Origin of the sequence: Pseudomonas putida, from assembly GCA_041071465.1 — a bacterium.
In the GTDB taxonomy this organism is placed as follows: Bacteria; Pseudomonadota; Gammaproteobacteria; order Pseudomonadales; family Pseudomonadaceae; genus Aquipseudomonas; species Aquipseudomonas putida_P.
Genome location: CP163498.1, coordinates 839,575 through 863,382, shown reverse-complemented (window position 1 = coordinate 863,382; position 23,808 = coordinate 839,575). Strand labels below are relative to the sequence as shown.

Genomic DNA, 23,808 nt, shown 5'->3' with positions numbered 1-23,808 from the left:
GGCATAAAAAAACCCGCCAGAGGCGGGTTTTTTTGAAAGCTAGGAAGCGAGATCGACTTAGGCGATCTGAACTTCTTCAGCCTGCATGCCTTTCTGGCCGCGGGTAGCGACGAAAGTAACAGCCTGGCCTTCTTTCAGGGTTTTGAAGCCGTCAGCTTGGATGGCTTTGAAGTGCACGAACAGGTCGTCGCCCGACTGAGGGGTGATGAAGCCGTAGCCTTTCTCATCGTTGAACCACTTAACGGTACCGTTTTGACGGTTGGACATTTTTCTGTCTCCTTGGACAATTTGATAACGGTCAGGAAAAACCCTGCCCGGGACTGAGCGCAAAGAGAGCAGAAAATTCAGCGATGGGCCGATCAGGATCGTGCATCAAACTAGAGATTCTCGGTGTCACGTGCAGCACAGTGGCGCCACCTTACCCCACTTTCCGCAACCTGCCAATGGTCAGAGGGCGCTTTACGCAAATTCGGATCGACGGCGGCTGTAGCCCCCGCCCGGCGCGGGATGAGGCATGGAACTTTAACCTGGGCGCCGGGACCGGTAAGATGCGCATCACGATTTTCAACACGCAACTCTTCAGGACACCCCGCCATGAGCATCAAATCGGACAAGTGGATTCGCCGCATGGCGCAGGAACACGGCATGATCGAACCGTTCGTCGAGCGCCAGGTGCGCGGCGAACAGGACAGTCGAGTGATTTCGTTCGGGGTCTCCAGCTACGGTTACGACGTACGCTGCGCCGACGAATTCAAGGTGTTCACCAACATCAACTCGGCCACCGTCGACCCGAAAAACTTCGACGCCGGCAGCTTCGTCGACATCAAGAGCGACGTGTGCATCATTCCGCCGAACTCGTTCGCCCTGGCGCGCACTGTCGAGTATTTCCGCATTCCGCGTGACGTGCTGACCATCTGCCTGGGCAAGAGCACGTACGCCCGTTGCGGCATCATCGTCAACGTCACCCCGCTCGAGCCTGAGTGGGAAGGCCACGTGACGCTGGAGTTCTCCAACACCACCACGTTGCCGGCGAAGATCTACGCCAACGAAGGCGTAGCGCAGATGCTGTTCCTGCAGTCCGACGAAGAATGCGAGGTGTCGTACAAGGACCGTGGCGGCAAATACCAGGGCCAGCGCGGCGTCACCTTGCCGCGTACCTGAGCCGACAAGCGCGGGGAATTACCCGCGCCTTTGGCACTCCAACGCAGTAATGCCGGTGCGCATGATGTGCATCGGCTTTCGTCAGGAGCAGCCAATGAAACTCCATCCCGCAATCAGTGCCAAGCTGGCAGGCCTGCAGCCCAATCACGTGGGGTTGTTGCCCTGGTCACTGCTGGCGCACCCGCTGCCCATGCAGGCGGGGGGCGTGCCCCACCAGCCTGACCCCGATACCCCGCAACCGCCGGAACCGGGTGAAACACCCCCCATGGAGCCGGGCGAGCCGACCTTGCCGGACGAACCGCCACCAGCCCCTGTGGCCTGAGTGCTGTCACAACGGCCAGATGCGTCCCGCGCCAGCCAGGTATACCCGGCTGGTATCGGCTGGCGTGATTTCCCAGCCCCCGGTGAACTCACCGAATGCCGGCAGCAGGCTGACGTGCGCATCGATCAGGAAGCAAGGCAGGCGCAGGCGTTGCCGGGCCTTGCCGCGCAAGACGAACGCCGGATGCACATGGCCCGCCAACACCGGGTGCGTTGGGTGGGGCTGAGGCTCGTGCCGTAGCGCAAACGGTTCCAGTAGCCAGGGCTCGTCCTCGGTTTGAATATGCAACGAAGCCGGCGGATCGCCGGCATTGCGATCATGATTGCCGCGTATCAGCACGATTTTCAGGTGTGCATGCCGTTCCCGCCACAGCTGTAACCTGGCCAGCGTCGCTGGTGCTCGAGCTGTGCGTGCATGGAGGAAGTCGCCAAGAACGATCAGCTGTTCGCAGTCATGTGCTGCCAACAAGGCGTCCAACCGGGCAAGTGTCGCCTGGGTGGTACCGCGTGGCACCGGTTGATGCAGGGCGCGATAGCTGGCGGCCTTGCCGATGTGGACGTCGGCCACCAGCAGGGCGCGGCGGGCAGGCCAGTAGATGGCCTTGTCGGGGAGCAGCCAGAGCGACTGGCCACAGTGTTCGATGGGTTGGTAGTTCATCCTCCAACCGCCGCTTGTTCCAGTTCCGCCACCATGCGCGCAATCCGATCCGCCAGCTTCTCGGTGCTCAACGTCTCGCGCATGCCTTCCACCAACAACGCAAACGCCAGCGGCCCTGGCCGCCTCAACGCGCGCAGGTCCAGTCGCAACTCACCCATTTTCAGCAACTGCCGACGCAGTCGTTCGATCTCCAGCTCCTCGCTCAACACCTCATCCTGCGCCTGGCCAAGCAGCAGGTTCCCTGTATCGTGTTTGCGAAACACTTCATAGAACAGCCCACTGGAAGCCTGGATCTGCCGGGTGCTCTTCTGCGCCGCTGGGTAGCCGCCAAACACCAGCCCGGCGATCTGGGCAATCTCACGAAAGCGCCGCAGAGCCATTTCCCCGGCATTCAGGCTGGCCAGCACATCTTCCAGCAGGTGATCGGTGCTCAGCGCCAGCGGCAAGTAACTCGCCCAGTCCACCAGGGCAGGACTGAGCAGTTCGAACCCATAGTCATTGACGGCAATCGATACCGATAGCGGTTGCACGCGGCTGACCCGCCAGGCAATCAGGTTGGCCAGGCCCAGGTTGGCCATGCGCCCGGCAAAGGGGTACAGGAACAGATGCCAGCCCTGGCGTGACTTGAAGGTCTCGGCCAGCAGTGTGCCGGTGGTGGGCAAGGCCGACCATCGTGCCTGCAGCGCCAGCAGCGGGCGCACTGCGCGCATGTCCGGGCCATCAAAGCGTTCATGGGCTGCAGCATCGAGCTGTTCGACCAGCGCGTCGGCCAATTCGCTCGAGAGCGGCATGCGCCCGCCATTCCAGCGCGCCACCGCAGCCTTGCGCGCCGTGCTGCGACGCACATAGGCCGTCATGTTTTCCACGCGCACCAGCTCCAGCACCCGCCCGGCAAACACCAGCGCGTCGCCGGGGCGCAGGCGGGCAATGAAGGCTTCCTCGACACTACCAAGCGTCTTGCCCGCGCTACCCTTGCCCCAGTATTTGAGTTGCAGGTTGGCGTCGCTGACGATGGTGCCGATACCCATGCGATGGCGTCGTGCCAGGCGTTCGCTGGCGACCCGGTAAACACCGTCGGCGTGGCGCTCGACGCGCTGGTAGTCCGGGTAGGCGCTGAGCGAGTTGCCGCCATGACAGACGAAGTCCAGCGCCCATTGCCACTGGCTGTCGCGCAACTCGCGAAAGGCCCAGGTGCTGCGCACTTCAGCCAGCAGTTGCTCGGGACGAAAGCCACTGCCCAGGGCCATGCTGACCAGGTGCTGGACCAGCACGTCCATGCTCAGGCGTGGTGAGAAGCGGGCTTCGATGTGACCGGCAAGCAGTGCCTTGCGGGCCGCCGCTGCCTCCACCAGCTCCAGGCTGTGGGTAGGCACCAGGGTGACCCGCGAGCGCCGTCCCGGCGCATGCCCTGAGCGCCCGGCACGCTGCATCAGGCGGGCAATGCCCTTGGCCGAGCCAATCTGCAACACCCGCTCCACTGGCAGAAAGTCCACACCCAGGTCCAGGCTGGAAGTACAGACCACGGCTTTCAGGCTGCCTTGCTTGAGGCTGCGCTCGACCCAGTCGCGGGTTTCTCGGGCCAGTGAGGCATGGTGCAAGGCAATCAGCCCGGCCCAGTCGGGGCGGGCTTCAAGCAGGGCCTGGTACCAAAGTTCGGCCTGTGCACGGGTGTTGGTGAACACCAAGCAGCTGGCACTGGCGTCGATCTCGTGGCTGACCTGGTCGAGCATCTTCAGGCCCATGTGCCCCGCCCAGGGGAAGCGCTCGATGGCTGTTGGCAGCAAGGTATCGACCTGTAGCGCCTTGTCCTGGCGGCCCTGTACCAGCAGGCCGCCTTGCGGCAGCAGTACCTCCAGCGCATGTTGCAGGTTGCCGAGGGTGGCCGAGAGGCCCCAAGTGGGCAGGTCGGGGTGCCACTGGCGCAGGTGGGCCAGGGCCAGTTGCAGTTGTACCCCGCGTTTGTTGCCCAGCAGTTCGTGCCATTCATCCACCACCACCAGGCGCAGCGTAGCGAAGTCTTCGCGCGCCTGTGCCCGGATCAGCAGCAAGGTCAGGCTTTCGGGTGTGGTGACCAGCACGCTTGGCAGGCGCCGCGCTTGCCGGGCGCGTTCGGCGCTGCCGGTGTCGCCGCTGCGCACCCCCACGCGCCAAGGCAGTTCAAGTTCATCCAGTGGCGCCTGCAAGGCGCGCGCAGTGTCAGCGGCCAAGGCCCGCATGGGCGTGACCCACAGCACCTGCAATGGCACCGGTTGGCTGCTTTGGGGCTGGGGCTTGAACGCGCGAAGCGCGGCGAGCCACACGGCGTAGGTCTTGCCGGCGCCGGTACTGGCATGCAATAGGCCAGACTGGCCGCGCTCGACGGCTGCCCAGACGCGTCGCTGGAAAGCGAACGGCTTCCAGCCGCGTTTGGCGAACCAGGCATTGGCAAGGTCGATGGCGGCGGGCATAAGGCAGTGGTCCGTCGAAGGTCGTGCTTCTACAGACCACCCGCCAAGGGCAATGGTTTTACCGAATCAGTTGCCCAGCAGATAGCCGCTGCGGCACACCTGCTCGCCGGCCACATGGGCGATGACCATGCCAGCCGTTGCCATGCGCCGCACGCTACGGGCGTACAGCAGGCCCGGCTGGCTGTTGCGTATGGCGGTCACCCGGTCGCTTAGGGGGTCGATGATTTCTGCGATCAACTGGCCGGCTTCCAGGTGCTGTCCTGGTTTGGAGTGATACACCAGCAAGCCGCCCAGTGGCGTCGACACCGGCTCGACAGCGGCCAGCGGCGTGGCGGGGTTGAGCAAGGCCGGCAAAGGCGGGCTGGCGCCCTCGATAACACCCGCGTGGGTCAGAAAGTCGATTATCGCCTGGCAATCCTTGCTGGCCAGGTCATGGCTGACATCGGCCTGGCCACGCAGTTCGACGGTTACCGAGCAGCAGCCCAGCGGGATCGGGAAGCGCTTGCCGAAGCGCTGCTGCAACTGCCACCAGACCAGGCTGAAGCATTCGTCGAAAGACTGCCCGCCCGAATCGGTGGCCAGCAGGCTGGCCTGGGCGCCCAGGTAGCGGGCCAACGGCTCGATTTGCGGCCAGGCGTCTGGTGTGGTGTACAGGTGCTCGACTGCCTCGAAGTCGCAGTGCAGGTCCAGCACCATCTCGGCATCGCAGGCCAGGCGCTGCAGGATCAGGCGCTGGGCTTGCAGCGGTGTACGGGCTGGGTGCGCGTCCAGCCCGCGGCGCAGGTATTCGCGGATCAGTGCGAGGTTGTGAGCCGAGTCCTGGGTCAGGTGCTCTTCGATCTGGTCGCCGATGCTGTCTGACAGGTCGACGAAGTTGCGGTTGAAGTTCTCGCCGCTTTGCAGCTCGAAACGCCCCAGCGGCGCATCCAGCAACACTTGCTCCAGGCCGACCGGGTTGGCCACCGGCACCAGGATGATCTCGCGCTGCAGTCGACCTTGCTGTTCCAGTTCGGTTAGGCGACGCTTGAGGTGCCAGGCCACGAGCATGCCTGGTAGTTCGTCGGCGTGCAGCGAGGCCTGGACATAGACCTTGCCGCCACCGCGGGGGCCGAAGTGAAAGCTGTGCAGTTGGCGGGTGATGCCCGGAACGGGTGAGAGCAGGTCGTGGGTTGAATGGTGCATGGTGGTCCTGGCTGCGTAGCGAAAACGGTCTGCGACACGGGTCGGCACACAGATAGAAGCATAGTTTTCAGCCTTTCGCCTCCATCCGTGTAGCCCTGATTACCGCACTGGCCTCTTCAGGCCAGTAGCGCCTGCAAGGTCGCCAAGTCATCTGCCTCGTCCACCGGCTTGTCCAGCCGCCAGCGCAGCATGCGCGGAAAGCGCACGGCAATACCGCTTTTGTGGCGTCGAGACAGGGCGATGCCTTCGAAGCCCAGCTCGAACACCAGCGTTGGCGTCACACTGCGCACCGGGCCAAAGGTTTCCACCGTGGTCTTGCGAACGATGGTATCGACCTTGCGCATTTCTTCGTCAGTGAGCCCCGAATAGGCCTTGGCAAAGGGCACCAGCACCCGCCCTGGCGTGCCAGCCGGGGCGTCCCACACGGCAAAGGTGTAGTCGCTGTACAGGCTAGCCCGTCGCCCATGCCCACGCTGGGCATAGATCAGCACGGCATCGACGCTGAACGGGTCGATCTTCCACTTCCACCAGGTGCCCATATCCTTGGTGCGCCCCACGCCGTAGAGGGCTTCGCGCTGCTTGAGCATCAGGCCCTCGACACCCAGGCTGCGCGACAGCTCGCGCTGGTGGGCAAAGTCGGCCCAGTCCGGGCCTGTCAGCAGCGGCGACAGCAGCACGGGGGCAAGCGGGTGCTCATCGACCAAGCGTTCCAGTTGGCTACGGCGTTCGTGCTGCGGTCGGCTGCGCCAGTCTTCGCCTTGCCACTCCAACAGGTCGTAGGCCTGCAGCACCACCGGCGCATCGTGCAGCATTTTTTTGCCCAGCGTTTTGCGGCCGATGCGCTGCTGTAGCAAGGCGAAAGGCTGCACGGCCAGTTCAGCCCCTGTATCACCAGGCTTCCAAACCAGAATCTCACCGTCGAGCACAACGCCATCGGGCAACGTCTGCGCCAGGCTGTGCAGTTCTGGGAACCGCTCGGTAACCAGTTCCTCACCGCGCGACCAGACCCACAACTGGCCCTCGCGCTTGACCACCTGGGCGCGAATGCCGTCCCACTTCCACTCGATTTGCCAGTCGCTTGGGGGGCCGAGCAGGGTATCGAACTGGTCGGTGGAGGCTTGCAGCGGGTGGGCCAGGAAGAAGGGGTAGGGTTGCCCGCCACGCTGGCTGTGCTCATCGGCGGTCTCTGGAGCGATCAGTTGCTGGTAGTCGGCCGCCGTGGGGCGATGGCTGATGTCGGTGTAACCGACCAGGCGCTGGGCTACGCGTTTGGCGTCCAGCCCGGCCAGTTGCGCCAGGGCGCGGGTGACCAGCAGCTTCGACACGCCCACGCGAAAACTCCCGGTGATCAGCTTCAGGCACACCATCAGGCTGGGGCGATCCAGCTGCGCCCAGAGCGCCGGCAAGCGCTGCCGGATATGCTCGGGTGGCAGCCCGCGCAGGGGCAGCAAGTGCTGCTCTACCCAAGTGGCCAGGCCTTCCTCGCTGCCATCGATGTGCTGCGGTAACAGCAGCGAAATGGTCTCGGCCAAGTCGCCCACCGCCTGATAGCTTTCTTCGAACAGCCAGTCCGGCAGGCAGGCCAGGGCCGTGGCCATTTCACGCAAAAGGCGGGTAGGCACCAGCTGACGTGGGCGCCCCCCGGCCAGAAAGTACACTGCCCAGGCGGCGTCGTTAGCGGGGGCTGTGCCGAAGTAGTCGCGCAGTGCCTCAAGCTTGGCGTTGCTGGAGGTAGTCGCGTCCAGGCGCAGGTACAACATGGCAAAGGCTTTCATGGCGAAGGCCCGGTGTTCGGCACGTCGTCCTCGTCGCCATACTCGGTGACGAAGGCGCGGGCATCCAGGCCTTGTTCGTTGAGGTAGCGCACCAGGACGTTGACCGAGCCGTGGGTGACCATCACCCGCTCGGCGCCGGTCTGGCCAATGGCCCAGAGCAGGCCGGGCCAGTCGGCGTGGTCGGACAGCACGAAACCCCGGTCCACGCCGCGCCGCCTGCGGGTACCGCGTAGCAGCATCCAGCCGCTGGCGAAGGCGTCGCTGTAATCGCCGAAACGGCGCATCCAGCTGCTGCCGCTGGCTGACGGCGGGGCCAGCACCAGTGCCTGGCGCAGCAGTGGGTCGTTGCGTGGGATATCGCCTGCATAGCGCGTTTCCGGCAGGTGGACACCGGCGTCCCGGTATACCCGGTTGAGCGGCTCGATGGCGCCATGCACAAGAATCGGGCCGATGCTGGCATTCAGCCCATGGAGAATCCGCTGGGCCTTGCCGAAGGCATAGCAGAACAGCACGCTGGCCTTGCCCTGTTCGCGATTGGCCAGCCACCAGGCATTGATGCCTGCAAAGATTTCGCTTTGCCTGGGCCAGCGGTAGATCGGCAGACCGAAGGTCGATTCGGTGATGAAGGTGTGGCACGCCACCGGTTCGAACGGGGTGCAGGTGCCGTCGGGCTCTACCTTGTAGTCACCGGATGCAACCCAGACTTCACCCTGATACTCCAGGCGCACCTGTGCCGAGCCCAGCACGTGCCCGGCCGGGTGCAGGCTCAGGGTTACCCCGTGGTGCAGCAAGCGTTCGCCGTAGGGCAGTGTCTGCAAATCGATATCCAGGCCCAGACGACTGCGCAGAATACCGGCACCAGGGCTGGCGGTCAGATAATGGCCATTACCGGTGCGCGCATGGTCACCGTGGCCATGGGTGATCACGGCTCGGTCCACGGGCCGCCAAGGGTCGATGTAGAAATCGCCGGGCGGGCAGTACAGGCCTTCGGGGCGGGCGATGACAAGGTCCATGGGCTATGTGCACTGGTTGGGTTACCAGTTAGGAGCGGTGGTGATGGGGGAAGTTCGGACGGGTTGGGGCGGGTGTTGGGCGGAAAACTGGCAGCGCTCGGTACCCGCACCCGCCCATCATTTGATCAATGCCTTACCGACCCGGCACCAAGGTCAGGCGCTGGTTGCCATACGCCCGCCCGAAGTTCTGCTGCTGCAGCGGCAGGCTCATGAAGCGCCCTTTGAACCAGGCATCCAGCCCGTCGCTGTAATGTGCGCTGGCCGGGTTGCCTGACTGGCCGCTGCTGGTCAGCACCTGCAACGGTTCGGCCTGGCCGAAATCGACGACCATCCGCGCCGAGGCTGGCAGGCGGGTGGCGAAGTCGCTGCCCCAGGCGTATGGCGTCAGGGCCAGGGTGGAAAAGTCGCCGCCAGCGGCCAGGGGCGAACGGCTGATGGCATCGCCCAGGCCATGGTAGGCCGGTGCCGGCCAGCGGTATTGGTGCAGCTTGCCCCATTGCCAGGCGCGGCGGTCGGCGCCCAGTTGCGCGATTCCGGTATCCATCGCACTGGCCAGGCTGCGGGCGAGGATGGCGGGCTTGTCTTCTTTTTGCGGAGTATTGCGGTCATCCCAGAACGGGCTGTCGTCGCGGCCCAGCAGGTGATCGGCCTGCGCCGAGAACGACAAGCGCGCATTGCTGACGAACGCCTGCCAGGCTGGGCCAGACTCCGGGCCCAGGTCATCGAGGAAGGTCTGCCGCGCGACCTCCTGCAAGAACAATTCGTACAGTGCGGCATCCGCCGACACCGGGCTCAAGCGGCCATCGAAGGCCTTCAGGCGGGCCAGCGTGTCCCGGGCCTTGTCACGCTGGGCTGCCGGTAGGGCGTCGATCGCCTGCTTCAGCGGCTGGGCCATGCCAGGGGCGTCGAACATCTGCTTGAGCTTGTCGGCCAGCAAGGTCACCTGATCGTTCTGCAGGGCCATCAGGCTGCGGCTGTCGTGGCGCCCGTTGCCGGCAAGCTGGGCCAGGCGTTCGGCGCGTTCGGGGTAATACCAGGTGCTGGACAGCTGCATGCCGTAGCCGCGCGGCAGGCTGCGCTGGTTGGCGTGGCCGATCCAGCCTGCAGGTGGGTCCTGGTCATACGGGTGCAGCATCGGGTCGGCATAGCCGTCCCAGTCGTAACGCCCATCCCAGCCCGGCGAAGGTAACAAGCCCTGGCCTTCGCGGCGGTTGGGGTAGCGGCCACTGACTTGCCAGCCGATGTGCTCAGGTTCGGCGAACACGAAGTTGAGGGCAGCAGCAGTGACTTCACGGGTGCTGTCGAAGGCCCGTTCCACGTTCTTGGCCCGGGTCAGGTCGAACAGTGCATCCAGGCTGCGGTCACCCTTGAACTGTGGCAGGTTCAGCGCCAAGCCAAGGCTGGCGTTGTCTGGCTGGGCCAGCAAGGTGCCGTGGCGGGTGTCATACATCACTTCGCGCAGGGGGCGTTGGCCACGCACAAAGAAGGTTTCGCTACGGGCGCGAGCTGGCAGCCATTTGCCGTCGGCCAGGTAGCTCAGCTGGCTGCCCTGGCGGCGCAGCTGCTCGATGAACAGGTCCTGGTTGTCGGCCATTACCGCGCTGCTGCTCCAGGCCAGCTTGCCGTTATAGCCGGCCAGCACGATCGGCAAGCCAGGCAACGACAGGCCGGCAACCTGGTACTTGCTGGTGTTGATTTGTACCGGGCTCAGGGCCCAGGCGGCACGGCTGTCGCTGGCCAGCAGGCTCTTGCCGCTGCGGCTGCGCTGCGGGGCCAGGGCCAGGTTGGCCGAACCCGGGCTGCCGAGCAGGTCAAGGTCGGCCAGCTTCTGGCTGGCAGCCGCCAAGGCTGGCAGCCCCGGCAACTGGCTGGCCAGGTTCAGGCCCTTGAGCTTGTCCACTTCGCTTTCGGCCAACGGCTCGTCGGGGGCCCCAGGCAGCAGCCAGGCCAGCTTGTCGCTGCCGGTTTTCTGCGCCAGGGTCAGGGCGCTGAGTTCTTCCTGCAGGTTCACCGACTGGCTGAAGGCATATAGGCAAAAGATCAGCGCCGAGTCTTCGGGCTTCCAGTATTCGGGGCGATAGCCGCTGCTGGCCAGGGCGGCCGGCAGCTTGTCGCGATAGCGGAACAGGTAGGCGTTTACCCCGCGCGCATACACTTCGAAGAAGCGCTTGAGCCGTGGTGATGCGTCGGCGTATTGCTGGGCCGCGCTCTGCTTGAGGTTGGCGGCGCGCATCAGGCGGTCGATATCCAGCGCTTCGCTGCCGGCCAGTTCGGCCAGGCGGCCCTGGGCGAGCAGGCGCATGGCGACCATCTGTTCGATGCGGTCGCCGGCGTGCACATAGCCCAGGCTGAACAGCGCATCATGGAAGCTGCTGCTTTCGATCAGCGGCGCGCCCATGGCATTGCGCCGTACCGAAACATTCTGCGCCAGGCCTTTGAGTGGCTGCACGCCACTGGTCGGTGGCACGCTGTCCTGGTAGCCGCCCGTCTGGCAGCCGGCCAGCCCGAGCATGCCGAGCAGCGTGGCAGCGGTGGTGAACCGCAGGCGGAAGGGAGGAAAGGCGGGGGCTGCCATGACAAGGGCTCCTGCAAGGCGAGGCTGGTTTGGAAAGGCGCTAAGGTAGTAAGCGCGCAGGCGCCGTGCAAGGTCCCAGGTCGGTTTATTTGATTACGCCGGGTCAAACGTCGAAGTGGTCAGCCAAGGTGTCGGAAAAATGCGTGCAATTGATACGCGCGTAGCGTTGGTAGTCACGGCTGACCGCAAATGCTGAACCGGGCATCAACAAGATCTTGTGTTGTTCCAGTTTGCGCATGAAAGGTTGCAGGTTTGGCAGGCCCGGGTGGTAGACCCAGAGGAACATGCCGCCTTGCGGCGCAATATCGAACTGCCAGCCGCGCTCGAGCAACAAGCGTTGGGTCTGCACTTGCTGACGGATCAGGCGCTGCTGCACGTCCTTCATGTGTCGGGCATAGGTGCCGTCAGACAATATGGTGTTGACGAAGCGTTCGCAAAACGCCGGCACGGCGACGCAGGTCAGCAGTTTCAGGCGTGTCAGTGGTTCGATCAGGTCTTGCGAGCAGGCAATGAAACCCACACGCAGTGATGCCGACAGGCATTTGGAGAAGCTACCGACGTAAATAACCCGGTCAAGGTTGTCCAGCTCGGCAAAGGTCTGGCGCACGGCAGGGCTGAAGTCGCCATACACATCATCCTCGACCACGAAAAACTCGTGCTCCACCGCCAGGCGCAGGACGCTGAAGGCGTTATGGGGGCTGATGTTGCTACCGGTCGGGTTGTGGAACGTGCTGTTGCAAAAGAACGCCTTGACCTTGTGCGTGGCCAGGTAGCTTCTCATTTCTTCCACGTCCGGCCCGTCCTGGGTTCGCCGAATGCCGACCACGTGCCCGCCCGCCAGCTGGATCAGCTTGATCAGGTTGCCGTTGCCTGGTTCGTCGACGAAAACGTGGTCGCCTGGTTTGATCAACAACCGTGCGACCAGGTCCAGGCCTTGCGTGGCACCCAGCGTGGTCAGCAACTGGTTGGGGCGGGCTTCGACACGGGTCAGCCGCTTCATGTGCACGCACAACTGCTTGCGCATGGGCAGGTAGCCCTGGATGTCGCCGTACTCTGCCAGTGAGCTTTGCTCCAGCCGCGCCGTGCGCCGAATGGCCTTGGCCAGCAGCTCGGTGTCTCGCCATGCAGGGGCAGCCAGCCGCTGCCCAGCTTGGTGTAATGCTGGCCGCCCTGCAGCAGCCGGAACAGCGGATCACCGGCCATGCACTCGGGTTCGTGGATAACGCTCGCTTGCCGGGCCCGGTTTGCGACGAAATAACCACGGCCGGGTGAGGCCGTCAACACACCTTCGCTGACCAGCTGGGCATAGGCCGATACGACGTCGTGGTAACTGAAGTCGACCGCAGCCGTCAGCTTGCGGATGGAGGGCATGCGTTGCCCTGGCAACCACTCGCCGGCATCCAGGCGTTGTTTCAACAGGTGATGAAGGCTGCTGGGGTTCATGGCAGGTCCGAAACCGTTAGAAAAAAAAGCCTAACAGTTAACGGAAATGCTTGTCGACTGTTCGTTTGCAAATGGCCAGTACATGCCACTATCCCCTTGTCGGAACTTTCGGCTGCCAGCAAAGGCAGCACTTTTAGCGTCTGTGCACACCAGACAACTGGATATCAAGCCCATGCATACTATGGACATGCAATCAGCCGTGATTGCCAGGCTCCCTGTGCCTGATGAACTGGCGTCATTCAAAGTTGTAAAAAACCTTGTGACCTCGGCGTTGTTGGAGTGCTGTTCAATCGACGAGTTCGAGGCGCTGAAAGAAACATTGGTTATTGAAAGTGTTTCTGAACAGGCCCATGCCGACTTGCAGGCCTTTGCCCAGAAAGATCCGGCGGCTGGCCGTGACCTGGTATTCATTGCAAAAACCTACACCTCTTACTCGGCGGTTTTGCACTATCGACTTGCCCATTGGATTTACCGTAATACGGCCTCCACCTACGGCGCCGGCGGCCAATGCCTGGCTGCCATGATCTCCAGGCGCGGAAAGATGCTCTCGGGGGCGGAGATCCATTTCCGCAGCCGCATCGGTGCGCGCTTCATCATCGATCACGGCATGGGCACCGTCATTGGTGAGACCTCGACCATTGGTGACGATTGCTACGTGCTCGGCGGTGTCACCCTGGGCGCCCGAGGCATCAGTGACAACCCTTCCAGCGCCCGGCACCCGACCCTTGGCAACCGGGTACAGATCGGCGCTTTCGCCAGTGTGCTGGGTGCTATCCACGTCGGCGACGGCGCGTTTATCGGGCCGGGTTGCATTATTACCAAAGATGTCCCCGCCGCTGCTCGGGTACAGATAAAAACATCATTGCAGGTGGTACTTGAACCATGAATGCTCTCAACTATGAAGTTTTACGCAACACCGAGAAATTGTATTACAAAGACCAATACCAGGCCGGTGCAAACACGCAAGTAACGCGGGTGCACAGTGACGGTATCGAGTTGCAAAGTACCGTGGCCTACCCGGAAGGCGGTGGCCAGGAGGCAGACATGGGTACCATTGAACTTCCCATCGGTACCGTACGCTTCATCTGGGTTAAAAAACTTTACGGTAGCCCCATTCGCCTTGAAGGTTTCAAAGGCGGAAAGCTGGGCGGCATCATTATTCACAGCCTGCACCCCGATGACCTGCACTTGCTCGATGAAGTCACCGCAGGTATGCCGGCCCGCGTCACCATCGATATTGAACGGCGCGAACGGCTGACGCTGTCTCACAGTGCCAGCCACTTCTTGTATGCCGCCGCCATCGGGCTGCGAGAAGAGTTGAAGCAATGGACCATCGGCTGTCACATCAAAGAGGACTCGGCACGTTTCGATTTCCTGGTCGAGGACGCCTTCACCGCCGAGGACGTGGTTGAAATAGAACGGCGGGCCAATGAACTGATCGGCTGCGAAGCGCCCATCGAGCACTACGCGGTCGATGGGCTGGAAGACGCGCGCTTGTGGACCTACAACGGCATCGAGATCCCGTGTGGTGGCACACACCTCGATTCACCTCGGCGCATCGGGCACCTGAGCGTCAGGCGCAAACGCCTGGGTAAAGGCAAGGAACGGCTGATCTGCGTGTTCCCCGAGGCCGAAATCGACCTGTCTACCTATCACGAGCATGCACTATGAACAGCACGCTACCGCGGCGCACGTACCTGTATTTCACCGCACAGTCGATCAACCTGACGACTGCTGTCATGTCGGTGACCATGGCCGCCATCGTTGGCGCGGCGCTGGCGCCTGACGCTGCGTGGTCCACGGTGCCGTACGGGTTCCAGTTCCTGTGCCTGATGTTGGCAACCTATCCGGTCTCCAGGTTGATGGGCCGCATTGGCCGCAAAAAGGCCTTCATGCTGGGGGCGATCCCCTTGGCGTTGTCGGGTGTAAGCGGCTTCCTGGCGGTGGAGCACCAGCATTTTCCAACCCTGGTACTCAGCCATTCTGCGTTGGGTGTGTATATCGCGTTCGCCAACTTCAACCGGTTCGCGGCCACCGATAATCTTTCCCAGGCCCTTAAGCCCAAAGCCCTTTCGCTGGTCGTGGCAGGGGGCGTCATTGCTGCTGTCGTCGGGCCGACGCTCACCGAGTGGCTGCGGATGTGGGCGGTTACCCACTGTTTTCGCTGTGTTATGCCGCGTTTGTCGGCCTGGCGTTGCTGTCACTGCTGATCGCCCTGTGCCTGCCCAACGATGCAGGGGTGGCCCGTGCGGTCAACAACGCAGCCAAGTCGTCTAGCGCCCGCACTGAGCCTGCGAGCCCAAGCGTGATGGTGGCCATGGCGGTTGCCGCGCTGGGCTACGGGATCATGAACCTGTTGATGATCCAGGCCTCGATGCACATGAAGCACATGCATGAGGACTTCTCTGACGTGCGCCTGGCGATCCAGTGGCATGTGATTGCCATGTTCGCCCCGTCGTTCTTCACCGGCGCCATCATCCAGCGGCTGGGTATCAGGACCACCATTTGCGCGGGCCTGGCCCTGTTGATCGGCTGTTCGGCGATGAATATCTGGTCGCACAGCTACGCCATGATGACCCTGGCGCTGATTGCCCTCGGGCTGGGTTGGAACCTGACGTATGTAGGCGGCGGTGCCTTGCTCGCTCAGTCGCTGCAAAACAGCCCGGCGGCGATGCAGATGCAGGGCAAGAACGACCTGGCGATTGCCATTTTCGCCACCCTCGGCGCATTCAGCCCTTCGCTGTTGCTGAGTTCGGTTGGCTGGGACGGCACCAATGCCATCTGCATGGTCCTGTGCATCGGGCTGCTGGTCGCCACTGCCGGCCTGCTGCAGAACAAGGCCTGCTTGCATACTTCAATGGAAGGTAGCCGCAAATGAGCGAGCTCATCAGTGTCAGCGAACGCATCTACACCAAGTTGGAAATGAACAACCCGGGCGGTAGCCACAAATACCGTGCGGCCCGGCGCATCGTCGAGCATGCCGTGCGCAATGGCAATATCATTCCCGGTGTGACAACCGTCATCGAAAAAACCGGCGGCAGTTTCGGTTTTGGCTTGCTGGCGGCTTGCCACAAGCACCAAGTCGCCGTTGAGCTGGCAGTCGGGTTGAGTTTCAGCCAGACCAAGCGGGACCTGCTGGAGTGCTTCGGTGCACGGCTGATTGGCAAGGAAATGCTGATGGCCGGTGCCACACCCAAGGATGTGGTGATGCATCACCTGGAAAACCAGGCCGCGCTGGGCAAGTCATACTTTTATACCGATCAATTCAACAACCCGGTGGGTGTCGAGGCGCATCGCTACCAGACAGCCAGCGAGCTGGCCGTGCAACTGACCAATGCCGGGGCCGGGCGGGAGATCCTGTTTGTCGGCTGCGCAGGCACTGGCGCCAGCTTCACGGGTATTACCCTGGGGCTGAAGGACCATGGCTTCGAGGTGTCGACGGTGCTGGTCGACCCCAGCGGCTGTGACTCGCGGGCTGGGGTGTTCGCCGATCATCGCTTTGAAGGCATGGCGGTGGGCGTTTGCCCGCCGTTCATGGACTGGTCGCTGGTGGACGAACGGGCTCAGGTGCAACATGCCGAAATGCTGGCCGCGCAGCGCTGGTTCTACATGCAAAGTGGCATTTTCGTCGGCAATACCGCCGCAGCCTGCCTTGCGGTCGCCCAACGTATGGCCCAGCACCCGCGCTATGCCGCAACCACCTTGGTGACCATCGCCTATGACGCCGGCCTGTGGTACCAGGACCTGCTGGGGACGAACCGACGCAAAGCCGCGTAGGCACAAGCCCACAGCAGGGGGCAGGTCAGATCAGGCGCCGTGGCACTTCTTGAACTTCTTTTCGCTGCCGCACGGGCAGGGGTCGTTACGGCCAACGTCCTTCAGGGCGTTGCGTACCGGCTCCTGGTGGCCGTGGTTGCAGTGCGGGCCGTGCACATGGCCGTGATCGTGGTGGTGATCATGGTCGTGGTTGCAGTCAGGGCCATGAACGTGGGGTTGTTGGGACATTGCAGGGTTACTCCGGGATGTGATCGCCGGGGATTATCTCACCACTGCGCGATAAGTGCAGGTCTCGATGGATGAGCAGCCCGGTCGCCAGTTCGCCCTGCAGGGTGTAATGCAGCGGCTGCTTGCTGCGTAGCAGCTTGGCCAGTGGCTTGAGGTGCTGCCACAGGTTGGTTCGCGCGGTGATCTTGAAGGTGCGCTGGGCGTGCCCGCCCACGCTGCGCCATACGCTGGTTTCATCCTGCACCAGCAGCAGGTCGTTGAGGCGAACGGCATACGACAGGTTGCGGATGAACAGGCGGCTGTCATTGGGGTTGTCGACCCGCAGGTGCAACACGAACTCCTGCTCCAGCAGCCTGGCCTTGACCGTTTCGACCTCGACCAGGTGCACTTCGGGTTCGCGCCAGTCGTCGCCACCCCAACTGGCGCAGCCCGTCAGCAATGCCATCAGCGTACCGAGCAACAGCAGACGGGCGCGGTCGATCATGTTCAGCTCCCCACGTAACTGGCGCAGCACTTCTTGAACTTCTGCCCGCTGGCGCAGGGGCAGGGGTCGTTGCGCCCGGCCTTCAGCCCGACCGTGGGGTCGATGAAGTACCAGCGCCCGGCATGCTGTACGAACGCCGAACGCTCGCGGTGCTGGTGATCGCCGTCCTGGTCGTGCCAGCGTGCGGTGAAGGTGACAAAGCCGTGTTCCGGCTGGCCGCCCAGCACTTCGGCGCTCTCTACCTCCAGGCCCAGCCAGGTGCTTTGGGCGCTCCAGGCTGCCATGGCGGCGCGGTCCAGGTCGGCCTGCTGGGCCGGCAGGGTCGTGGCCACCAAGTAGTCGACCAGGCCCAGCACGTAGGCACTGTAGCGTGAGCGCATCAGTGCCTGGGCATCCGGTGCCGGGTGCCGGCATGGTAATGCCCGCAGCAGGCGTCAAGCAGGTTGCCACTGCCACAAGGGCAGACCGAGACACTCATCATCACCACCAGTACTTGCCGAAGTTTTCAGGGTTGGCCCAGAACTGTGAGGGGGCTGGCGGCAGGCCAAGCGTAGCGGGCTTCATAGCGGACCTCAAGGGTTTCTGGTGACAACATGGTGACAGCGTTGGTGACAGTTGGCGAGCCTCTGAGGTGACCTTTGAGTCTCCCATTCTGGGGTCCTTATCGCCTGTGCGGACCTGCGCGAGGGCACACGGGGAACCTTGGCGGGCAGTATGAATGAGGTGGTCTCTCAGATTTTTGTGGCAAAACGCGAAAAGTCTTTACGGTGGCCTGTGCGCCCACAGCCAGAAGACCAGCCGGACAACCAGACAGACCCAGTAGAGGGCCTGTAGGTGGTCCATGGGGTTCTCCTTGAGGGATTAGAGTGACTTGTGAAAGCGAACGTCTGTGAGTTCGTGTTGCAGGGCTACCTCAAGGAGGCGCTCATATGAATGCGGCCAGCTCCCTTGGGATTGGTCATTAGAAGCGCCTGATTGAAGCAAGGCATAGCATAGCGCCGCATGTGGTGTCAGAGACTCGACAGGCACCTTAGTGACTACCCGTTTGCCCTTGTAGGTGTAGCACAGTGTGACACTCATCGCGGGACCTTTTTGTGGGCAACTTAGCTATTGAGCATAGCCCGTCACGCTTCGTTTGAGGAAGTATCAATCAACGGCCTCAGCGGGCCTTGAGACGCCTTGCAGCGGTCCTGATGTCCCTCATTGCGATTCGATAGTTGTCCTTCTCACGCTCGATCAGGTGGACCACAGCGGCCTGTACCGACACACGTTCAAAGCCTGAGCCTTCCAGTTCAAGCCAGCGCTTGACGATCATATTGGACAGCTTGAAGGAATACCGGGAGAGCAGCGTAAAGGTCAGCTCCTTGTCGAGGATGGTCAGCGGCTGGAAACGACCATAGCCATCTGGTGCCTTGGTCTCGACATACTGACATTGGTCCAAATCTGGGCCGATCTCGTTGAGCATCTTTCGGATGTCCCGAAGGACGTGCTTGTGGTTCTTCCCGGTGATCTCCGCGATCTCCAAGGACGACATACCGGGTAAGCCGTTGAGGGTCGTTGGGGAGACCGCTCCAGTCTTGGAGATTTTCTCGAAGATGGTTGCGGTGCTGTTGATCATGTTCATAGTGTCGATTTCCTTTTGGTAGTGCCCTTCAGGTCGCACCCACAGCCGAGCATCCAGACCCCGACAAAGGGACCCGGCGTGGCATGAAAGGCACTATCAGAAAGACTGGATTGGGTGATGCCCAGCGACGGGCGAATAGGTCTCCCCAGATTTGGGGCGTCCTCTTTAAGGAGAAGCTTCACGAAATTTCGGGAAGGTGGAGCGATATGCAAATCTGCACATCGTCTGATAGTGCCCCTGCCGGTCCCTCTTGGATCGGCCTTACGGGGCTCTCATAGATCAAACGATCAGGCAGTGAGCTTGATGTTGGTGATCATTGGGAAGGCGACAGTCTGGGTCTGGAGACCATCGGCAGTCAGCTTCACCTTGACCTTGCCGTTAGCCACGATGTCTACGACAGTCATGATCTCAATGTCCCATGCCTGATGGGCACCGTTGCGGGTTGCTTCGATCTTCCAAACGTTGCCGTCACGGCCTTCGCGATAGCTCAGCGATGTGAAGTGCTTCGGCAGCAGGAACAGGCCGTAATCAGTGCCACTGTAAGGCTGCACGGAGGCACCAATGAGGTCCTCAATGTCACCCACGCCAGCACGCTGAGCAGCACGCTCAAGCACCGCTACCAGAGACACAGGCAGCAGGACCACAAAGTCAGACAGCGAGGTGCCTACGGTCTGGTTGATGTGGGTCGTCAAGAGGTCAATGAGGTCCTCAGCGATCTCTACAGGCTTGCCGGTTGGCTTGGCCTCAGAAAACACTTCGGTGCTCGGAGCAGTCGAGAGGATGCCAGCGATCTTGCCCGCAGCGCTCAGTTCGATGTCACGCAGGATCTTGTCAGCGGTCTGAGCCAAAGAGCCCTCAGTGAAACCCGCCTGAATGTTGTGATCAAGGATGGTGGCACGGTGACTGATGACCAGAGCGGTATCGGTTGGCTCCGTGAAGATCACAGACCCGGCCAGGACTTCGCCTTTGCTGATGGTCTGGTTATCCCAGTTCTTGCGAGGGTCGAAGGTGACGGTACGGTCGGCCATCGCGATGATCTGCTGACCAGTTGCCTCCGCGCCAGCAGGACGGAACTCGCAAGGAGTCGCCTCCATGGCAGCCTCACGCCACTCATCACCGTTCAAGTAGTCCTCAGCGGCCTCTACGAGAGCCTGCACATAGACAGACGGATCGGTGGCCGCTTCGGTCTCGCTACGGACATCGGCAGTGTTGAAGCGAATAGACCCGCCCAGATGCTCACTACCATCGTTGATGATGGCGGTGGTGTAGGTGGACGGCTTTACGAATTGATTGATTGGTTTCATGGGAATGGGTCTCCTGAATAGATTAGTAGGGAAGTGATCGGGCAGGGTCTGGAGTTACCAGCCGTTGTTGCGAGAGCGAGCCGCTAAGATCTTCTGAGCGTGCGCACGATGGGCTGCTGCACGTTCCTCCTTATCGGCTTTCGCTTGGGCCAGTTCGCGAGGGGTTGGCTCACGGAGTCGCTCAGCGCGCTCATCGGCTTCTCGTTGGAGCTTTTCACGCTCTGCCTTCTGTACCCGCTTGGTCTCGAAGTAGGTCACGGCGTCCTCAGAGATGGCCTTGAGGGACAGACCGGCTTCGTCGAAGGCTTTGATCACTCCGAACTTAGCGCCGTTGTTCCGGCCACACTGGGCCATCAGCAAGGGCAGCATTACGTTCTCGACATACTCACGATTGAGGGTCTGGCCCGACACAGTTACTTCGTTCTTCAGGACTTTGGTGATGGTGATGTTCATTGGTTTGGATCTCCTATAGGCGACCCTTTGATCGACCTTGCGCCATAGACACGCGCACGACCAGACGGCCAAGGAGGGAGCCTCGTGGGCATCTTCAAGGTCGATCAAAAGGTTCTGGGTTTGGTTATTGGTGATGCTGGTCTATCAGGACATGGCAGCCTGAGAGGGCATCTGAAAGGAACAACCGTGGCGACGGTCGATGTAGCAGGGAGAGAATCTTTTATTGGGTTGAAGGTCTGTCCCAATAGTGAGGGGTTTTAAACGACACCTTGACAGGGCATCTTAAAGTCTGATCTTGATTGGGTCATTTCCGGCCATTGGGATACTCAAAGGCGTCTTAGCGAGAGCCTGAAGACTGACCCCAAGCGAGACCAGTTCGGAGACCCTTGAGGCCGTCCTTGGAGAGCCTTGAAAGGACACCTCTTTGATCAGAGCGTCAATGTCGAATGAGACAACTCCGTTCTCGTATGTCCTGTAGCTGGCTTTGCGGTCGTTGAGTAGGTTCTTAACGATGACCAATTGAGGACGGGAAGGCGTGGGGAAGACACGAGACAGTGTGATCAGGTCGTCTTCAGTGAGCGCATCGGTGGCTTGATAGATGGTCATGTTGTGTCTCCTTAATGATTTCTATGAGATGGATGAAAGGGAGGGGTGATTATTATCACTACCCCCTCTCTCTCTGAGGCTGGTCGATGCTCTGATCTCAAAGACGGTCGTTGAGGTTTTAATAGTATGCGGCATTTAATCAGAGCCGCCTTCCGCCCCCAGTGTCCGGAGGTCGTGGTGCAGCTTCGCGAGGTCTTCAGCGCTTGGCGGCTGCAACTGGTCTTCCCATTCACTGGGCCGTGTCGAATCCTTGAGGAATCCATAACGCATCTCGTGGGTCAGGCCATCGGGTCGGCTTTTGAGTAGGAACGGCATCGCCAACTCAATGGCTTTCACATAGCGTTGAGCCTGCCGAAGGCCAAGCCTGTATTGGGTCATTACGGTGGCCGCTGAGACGACTTCGAGTTCCGCAAGAATGGCTACAAGGCGCTTCACGGACAATGGCTTGGATGAACCGCCTACGCCGATGCCCCGGTCATGCCAGTCCAGCCTTGCGATGCCCTCAAGGATGTCCATAGCGAACGTTGGATACTGACCCAGAACGTATGTGGGCCGATGAATCCATGGAAAAGATTGACGATGATCTTGGTGGGACGGCCTCGTCCGCGCTTCGGAATCGCGCACTGGGCGGTGTGGATGGCTTCTTGCTGGGCTGGGTCGTAGCTTGTCATTGGATCGGTCCTCAATCATCACCACGAAGCTGTGGCAATAGTGAGGGGTTTTAACGACACCGATCCTCAGACCCGCTTGCATTGCCGCTAAGGGCGTTCTAACTCACCACCGGGAAGTTGTCGGCAATATGCCCTAAGGCGTTCGATGTTGGAGACAACACAGGGCTTCTCGATACTCCATTGAAGTGGATAGAGCCAGTCGTAAAAAGCTTCGCACTGGTCGTTATCTTTTCCGGTGATTAAGTTTAAGAGTTCTTCGCCCTTTTGCATGGATATGGGCTGCATTGTCTCTTTGTCAAATATGTGAGCCGCGTAGCTATTCCTGAATTTGCAAATCTTTTTATTTTCGATGTCGGCAGCATCCTTGAAAATACCCGCTGTTTCTTCACGTGGTAGCGTGTTCAGGAACTTTCCGTATTTCTTCCTTAGCTCGTGTAGCTTAAAGAGCGTGAGAATGATCGAGTGATTGCATACTCGAATTTTGCCCATGGCCTGTCGAGTCGTAAGCCGGTCCTCCTTGAATTGACTGATAACCTCTCGGCCCATGCTCACGGCTGCCACTATGTCAATCATCTGGTCGGTAAGTAGCCATTTGATATAGTTTGCTTCGTTTGTAGTTTCCATATGTCTTCCTTGTCCTGACTACTGGAATTCTTTTGTGGCCATTGTAAACGCTTTCACCAGAGCCTCATGGAGGGTTCCCACTGGAATCCTTTGAGACCCTGCATACAGGTCGTATGTAATCGTCCCTGAGCTATGCCCAGTTATTCCCTGTGAGATGACCTCAGGGGTCGCAGCGGCCTTCAGAAGACCCGACAACGAGTGTCTCAGGGAGTGAAACGATTGGTCGCCCCCAGAGGCCAGCCCCAGAGGTTCCCTTAGAGCCTCATTGAGCGGCTTGTTGAAATAATGTTCCTTTGCCTTGAACAGACGGCCTTCGTTGGCGCTGACCCACTCAAGGAAGGTCTGAAGGGAGAACCCATAGGCCCCATCAACCAGAGGGACTTGTCTCACAGAGAAGCTATTCTTCAGGGTCTTGCCACCGTTCTCATCTTTGTTGATGTCGATAACGGTGATTCCGTCCACCTGCTTGATGTCCTCTTTGTTCAACTGGTAGATCTCGCCAATACGGGCACCTGTAAGAACCCCAAGGGACAACGCCCAGCGCTTCCAGTCGTCAATAGCCAGACCATTCGCGTGATCCATGATTGTGATCACCTGATCCTGAGTCAGGGGCTTGCGAGTGCTCTCAGCGCCTCGCTCAATCTTCAAGCCCTTATCAAAGGAGCGCTCAAGGAAACCGTTATTTACCGCCCAGCTCATCACCGTTGATAGCTGAGTTAGTAGCTTGTTGGATGTCAGAGGTTTGCGACCATCAATGATTTTCTCCTTGAGCGCCACCATATCGGCCCGAGTGTGGGTCTTGAGGTTCAAGTCTCCAAGGAGCCCGCTGAGGGTCCGGCAGGCTGACGTAACTGATTTGTGAGTGGTGGCGGTGACGTTGCCTTTGCGCTCAGCCAGATAGAGCCCTGAGAGGGTCTCAAAGGTTGTCGGCTCGCCAGACGGTAATACAGATAGGGACACAGGAGGGGCTACAGACGTGCCACAAGATAGCTCCCCGATGATCTCTGTGAGGTCCTGCGGACGACCCTCAAGACGCTCCTGAGCAGCCCTGAGCACTCGTTGACCCGTGCCTATGGCCCGTTGCTGGTTCACATTGAATCGACCAGTCGAGACAGCCTCAGCGAGGTGGTTGCTCATCTGGTCGTAAAGCTCCATGTAGAGGCCCCGTGAGTCCTCGCTATGGCCCTGTAGGGCGTCTTCAGCGATCTCCTTGAGGCGTTCCTTAAGGTCCTCCCACGAAGCCTCCGGGCGGTCGAGGTGGAAGACAGCCAGTGTCTTGAGGATGTCCTTGGAGAACTGCATAGCGGTCGGCCTATCGGTAGATCTTAGAGAGATGGTGAGACTACGGGCAGAGCAGCCCCGTGGACGGACCCTCAGGTAGTAGATCCCCGAGCGCCTGTAATGCCAGACAGAAAGGTCCTGAGCTGGTCGTTGGTGACAAGGCTGGTGACAGGCTGGTGAC

The 23,808-nt window shown here is 61.0% G+C and carries 22 protein-coding genes and 3 pseudogenes; 7 read left to right on the top strand and 18 right to left on the bottom strand.

The window, feature by feature from the left end; genetic code table 11:
* Window positions 1-57 precede the first annotated feature (57 nt).
* Window positions 58-267, bottom strand: coding sequence for a cold-shock protein (locus tag AB5975_04010; protein XDR21085.1), 210 nt, complete (start codon window positions 265-267; stop codon window positions 58-60).
* A gap of 327 nt (window positions 268-594) precedes the next feature.
* On the opposite strand from AB5975_04010, the gene dcd reads away from it, so the two are divergent.
* Both dcd and AB5975_04000 read left to right on the top strand, forming a co-directional pair.
* Window positions 595-1,161 carry a dCTP deaminase gene (gene dcd, locus AB5975_04005; protein ID XDR21084.1) on the top strand — a complete coding sequence of 189 codons (567 nt, stop codon included), beginning with the start codon at window positions 595-597 and terminating at the stop codon, window positions 1,159-1,161.
* A 94-nt stretch (window positions 1,162-1,255) separates the two neighbouring features.
* Window positions 1,256-1,483: a hypothetical protein gene (locus AB5975_04000; protein XDR21083.1), complete on the top strand. Its 228-nt coding sequence runs from the start codon at window positions 1,256-1,258 to the stop codon at window positions 1,481-1,483.
* Window positions 1,484-1,489: 6 nt separating this feature from the next.
* Here AB5975_04000 and pdeM read toward each other — a convergent pair whose 3' ends face one another.
* The 7 genes and pseudogenes from pdeM to AB5975_03965 form a co-directional block, all read right to left on the bottom strand.
* Window positions 1,490-2,140 carry a ligase-associated DNA damage response endonuclease PdeM gene (pdeM, locus tag AB5975_03995; protein ID XDR21082.1) on the bottom strand — a complete coding sequence of 217 codons (651 nt, stop codon included), beginning with the start codon at window positions 2,138-2,140 and terminating at the stop codon, window positions 1,490-1,492.
* A complete protein-coding gene (locus tag AB5975_03990) occupies window positions 2,137-4,587 on the bottom strand; it encodes a ligase-associated DNA damage response DEXH box helicase (protein XDR21081.1) in 2,451 nt (816 codons plus the stop codon). The genes pdeM and AB5975_03990 overlap by 4 nt, the downstream gene beginning before the upstream one ends.
* Before the next feature lie 66 nt (window positions 4,588-4,653).
* Window positions 4,654-5,769, bottom strand: a complete 1,116-nt coding sequence (locus AB5975_03985) for a succinylglutamate desuccinylase/aspartoacylase family protein (GenBank protein XDR21080.1) — start codon at window positions 5,767-5,769, stop codon at window positions 4,654-4,656.
* A gap of 116 nt (window positions 5,770-5,885) precedes the next feature.
* Entirely contained in the window at window positions 5,886-7,544 is a 1,659-nt protein-coding gene (locus AB5975_03980) for an ATP-dependent DNA ligase (GenBank protein XDR21079.1), read from the bottom strand.
* Window positions 7,541-8,557 (bottom strand): ligase-associated DNA damage response exonuclease, encoded by a 1,017-nt coding sequence (locus tag AB5975_03975; GenBank protein XDR21078.1) that lies wholly within the window; start codon window positions 8,555-8,557, stop codon window positions 7,541-7,543. The genes AB5975_03980 and AB5975_03975 overlap by 4 nt, the downstream gene beginning before the upstream one ends.
* Before the next feature lie 133 nt (window positions 8,558-8,690).
* Window positions 8,691-11,132 carry a penicillin acylase family protein gene (locus AB5975_03970; protein XDR21077.1) on the bottom strand — a complete coding sequence of 814 codons (2,442 nt, stop codon included), beginning with the start codon at window positions 11,130-11,132 and terminating at the stop codon, window positions 8,691-8,693.
* A 103-nt stretch (window positions 11,133-11,235) separates the two neighbouring features.
* Window positions 11,236-12,575 (bottom strand): annotated as a pseudogene (locus tag AB5975_03965) (PLP-dependent aminotransferase family protein).
* A gap of 172 nt (window positions 12,576-12,747) precedes the next feature.
* Here AB5975_03965 and AB5975_03960 point away from each other — a divergent pair.
* From AB5975_03960 to AB5975_03945, 4 genes and pseudogenes are all read left to right on the top strand, one after another.
* Window positions 12,748-13,461: a serine O-acetyltransferase gene (locus AB5975_03960; GenBank protein ID XDR21076.1), complete on the top strand. Its 714-nt coding sequence runs from the start codon at window positions 12,748-12,750 to the stop codon at window positions 13,459-13,461.
* Complete coding sequence (locus AB5975_03955; GenBank protein ID XDR21075.1) at window positions 13,458-14,246, top strand: alanyl-tRNA editing protein; 789 nt, start codon at window positions 13,458-13,460, stop codon at window positions 14,244-14,246. Before AB5975_03960 ends, AB5975_03955 begins: the two co-directional genes overlap by 4 nt.
* Window positions 14,243-15,453: pseudogene (locus tag AB5975_03950) on the top strand (MFS transporter). The gene AB5975_03955 and the pseudogene AB5975_03950 overlap by 4 nt, the downstream one beginning before the upstream one ends.
* Window positions 15,450-16,352 (top strand): pyridoxal-phosphate dependent enzyme, encoded by a 903-nt coding sequence (locus AB5975_03945; GenBank protein XDR21074.1) that lies wholly within the window; start codon window positions 15,450-15,452, stop codon window positions 16,350-16,352. The pseudogene AB5975_03950 and the gene AB5975_03945 overlap by 4 nt, the downstream one beginning before the upstream one ends.
* Before the next feature lie 30 nt (window positions 16,353-16,382).
* On the opposite strand, the gene AB5975_03940 is transcribed toward AB5975_03945, so the two are convergent.
* The 6 genes and pseudogenes from AB5975_03940 to AB5975_03915 form a co-directional block, all read right to left on the bottom strand.
* Window positions 16,383-16,580: an SEC-C metal-binding domain-containing protein gene (locus tag AB5975_03940; protein XDR21073.1), complete on the bottom strand. Its 198-nt coding sequence runs from the start codon at window positions 16,578-16,580 to the stop codon at window positions 16,383-16,385.
* Between the two features lie 7 nt (window positions 16,581-16,587).
* Window positions 16,588-17,064, bottom strand: a complete 477-nt coding sequence (locus tag AB5975_03935) for an LEA type 2 family protein (protein XDR21072.1) — start codon at window positions 17,062-17,064, stop codon at window positions 16,588-16,590.
* Window positions 17,065-17,066: 2 nt separating this feature from the next.
* Window positions 17,067-17,542 (bottom strand): annotated as a pseudogene (locus tag AB5975_03930) (YchJ family protein).
* A gap of 681 nt (window positions 17,543-18,223) precedes the next feature.
* Window positions 18,224-18,688: a Rha family transcriptional regulator gene (locus AB5975_03925; protein ID XDR21071.1), complete on the bottom strand. Its 465-nt coding sequence runs from the start codon at window positions 18,686-18,688 to the stop codon at window positions 18,224-18,226.
* 287 nt (window positions 18,689-18,975) lie between these two features.
* Window positions 18,976-19,992, bottom strand: a complete 1,017-nt coding sequence (locus tag AB5975_03920) for a hypothetical protein (GenBank protein XDR21070.1) — start codon at window positions 19,990-19,992, stop codon at window positions 18,976-18,978.
* 54 nt (window positions 19,993-20,046) lie between these two features.
* Entirely contained in the window at window positions 20,047-20,445 is a 399-nt protein-coding gene (locus AB5975_03915; GenBank protein XDR21069.1) for a hypothetical protein, read from the bottom strand.
* 84 nt (window positions 20,446-20,529) lie between these two features.
* Between AB5975_03915 and AB5975_03910 the strand changes: the two genes are divergently transcribed.
* Entirely contained in the window at window positions 20,530-20,706 is a 177-nt protein-coding gene (locus tag AB5975_03910) for a hypothetical protein (protein XDR21068.1), read from the top strand.
* A gap of 21 nt (window positions 20,707-20,727) precedes the next feature.
* Here AB5975_03910 and AB5975_03905 read toward each other — a convergent pair whose 3' ends face one another.
* From AB5975_03905 to AB5975_03890, 4 genes are all read right to left on the bottom strand, one after another.
* On the bottom strand, window positions 20,728-21,051 hold the full coding sequence (locus tag AB5975_03905) for a hypothetical protein (GenBank protein XDR21067.1): 324 nt from the start codon (window positions 21,049-21,051) through the stop codon (window positions 20,728-20,730).
* 135 nt (window positions 21,052-21,186) lie between these two features.
* Entirely contained in the window at window positions 21,187-21,567 is a 381-nt protein-coding gene (locus tag AB5975_03900) for a hypothetical protein (protein ID XDR21066.1), read from the bottom strand.
* A gap of 242 nt (window positions 21,568-21,809) precedes the next feature.
* Window positions 21,810-22,346: a hypothetical protein gene (locus AB5975_03895; protein ID XDR21065.1), complete on the bottom strand. Its 537-nt coding sequence runs from the start codon at window positions 22,344-22,346 to the stop codon at window positions 21,810-21,812.
* An 18-nt stretch (window positions 22,347-22,364) separates the two neighbouring features.
* Complete coding sequence (locus AB5975_03890; GenBank protein XDR21064.1) at window positions 22,365-23,648, bottom strand: site-specific integrase; 1,284 nt, start codon at window positions 23,646-23,648, stop codon at window positions 22,365-22,367.
* Window positions 23,649-23,808: the final 160 nt, after the last annotated feature.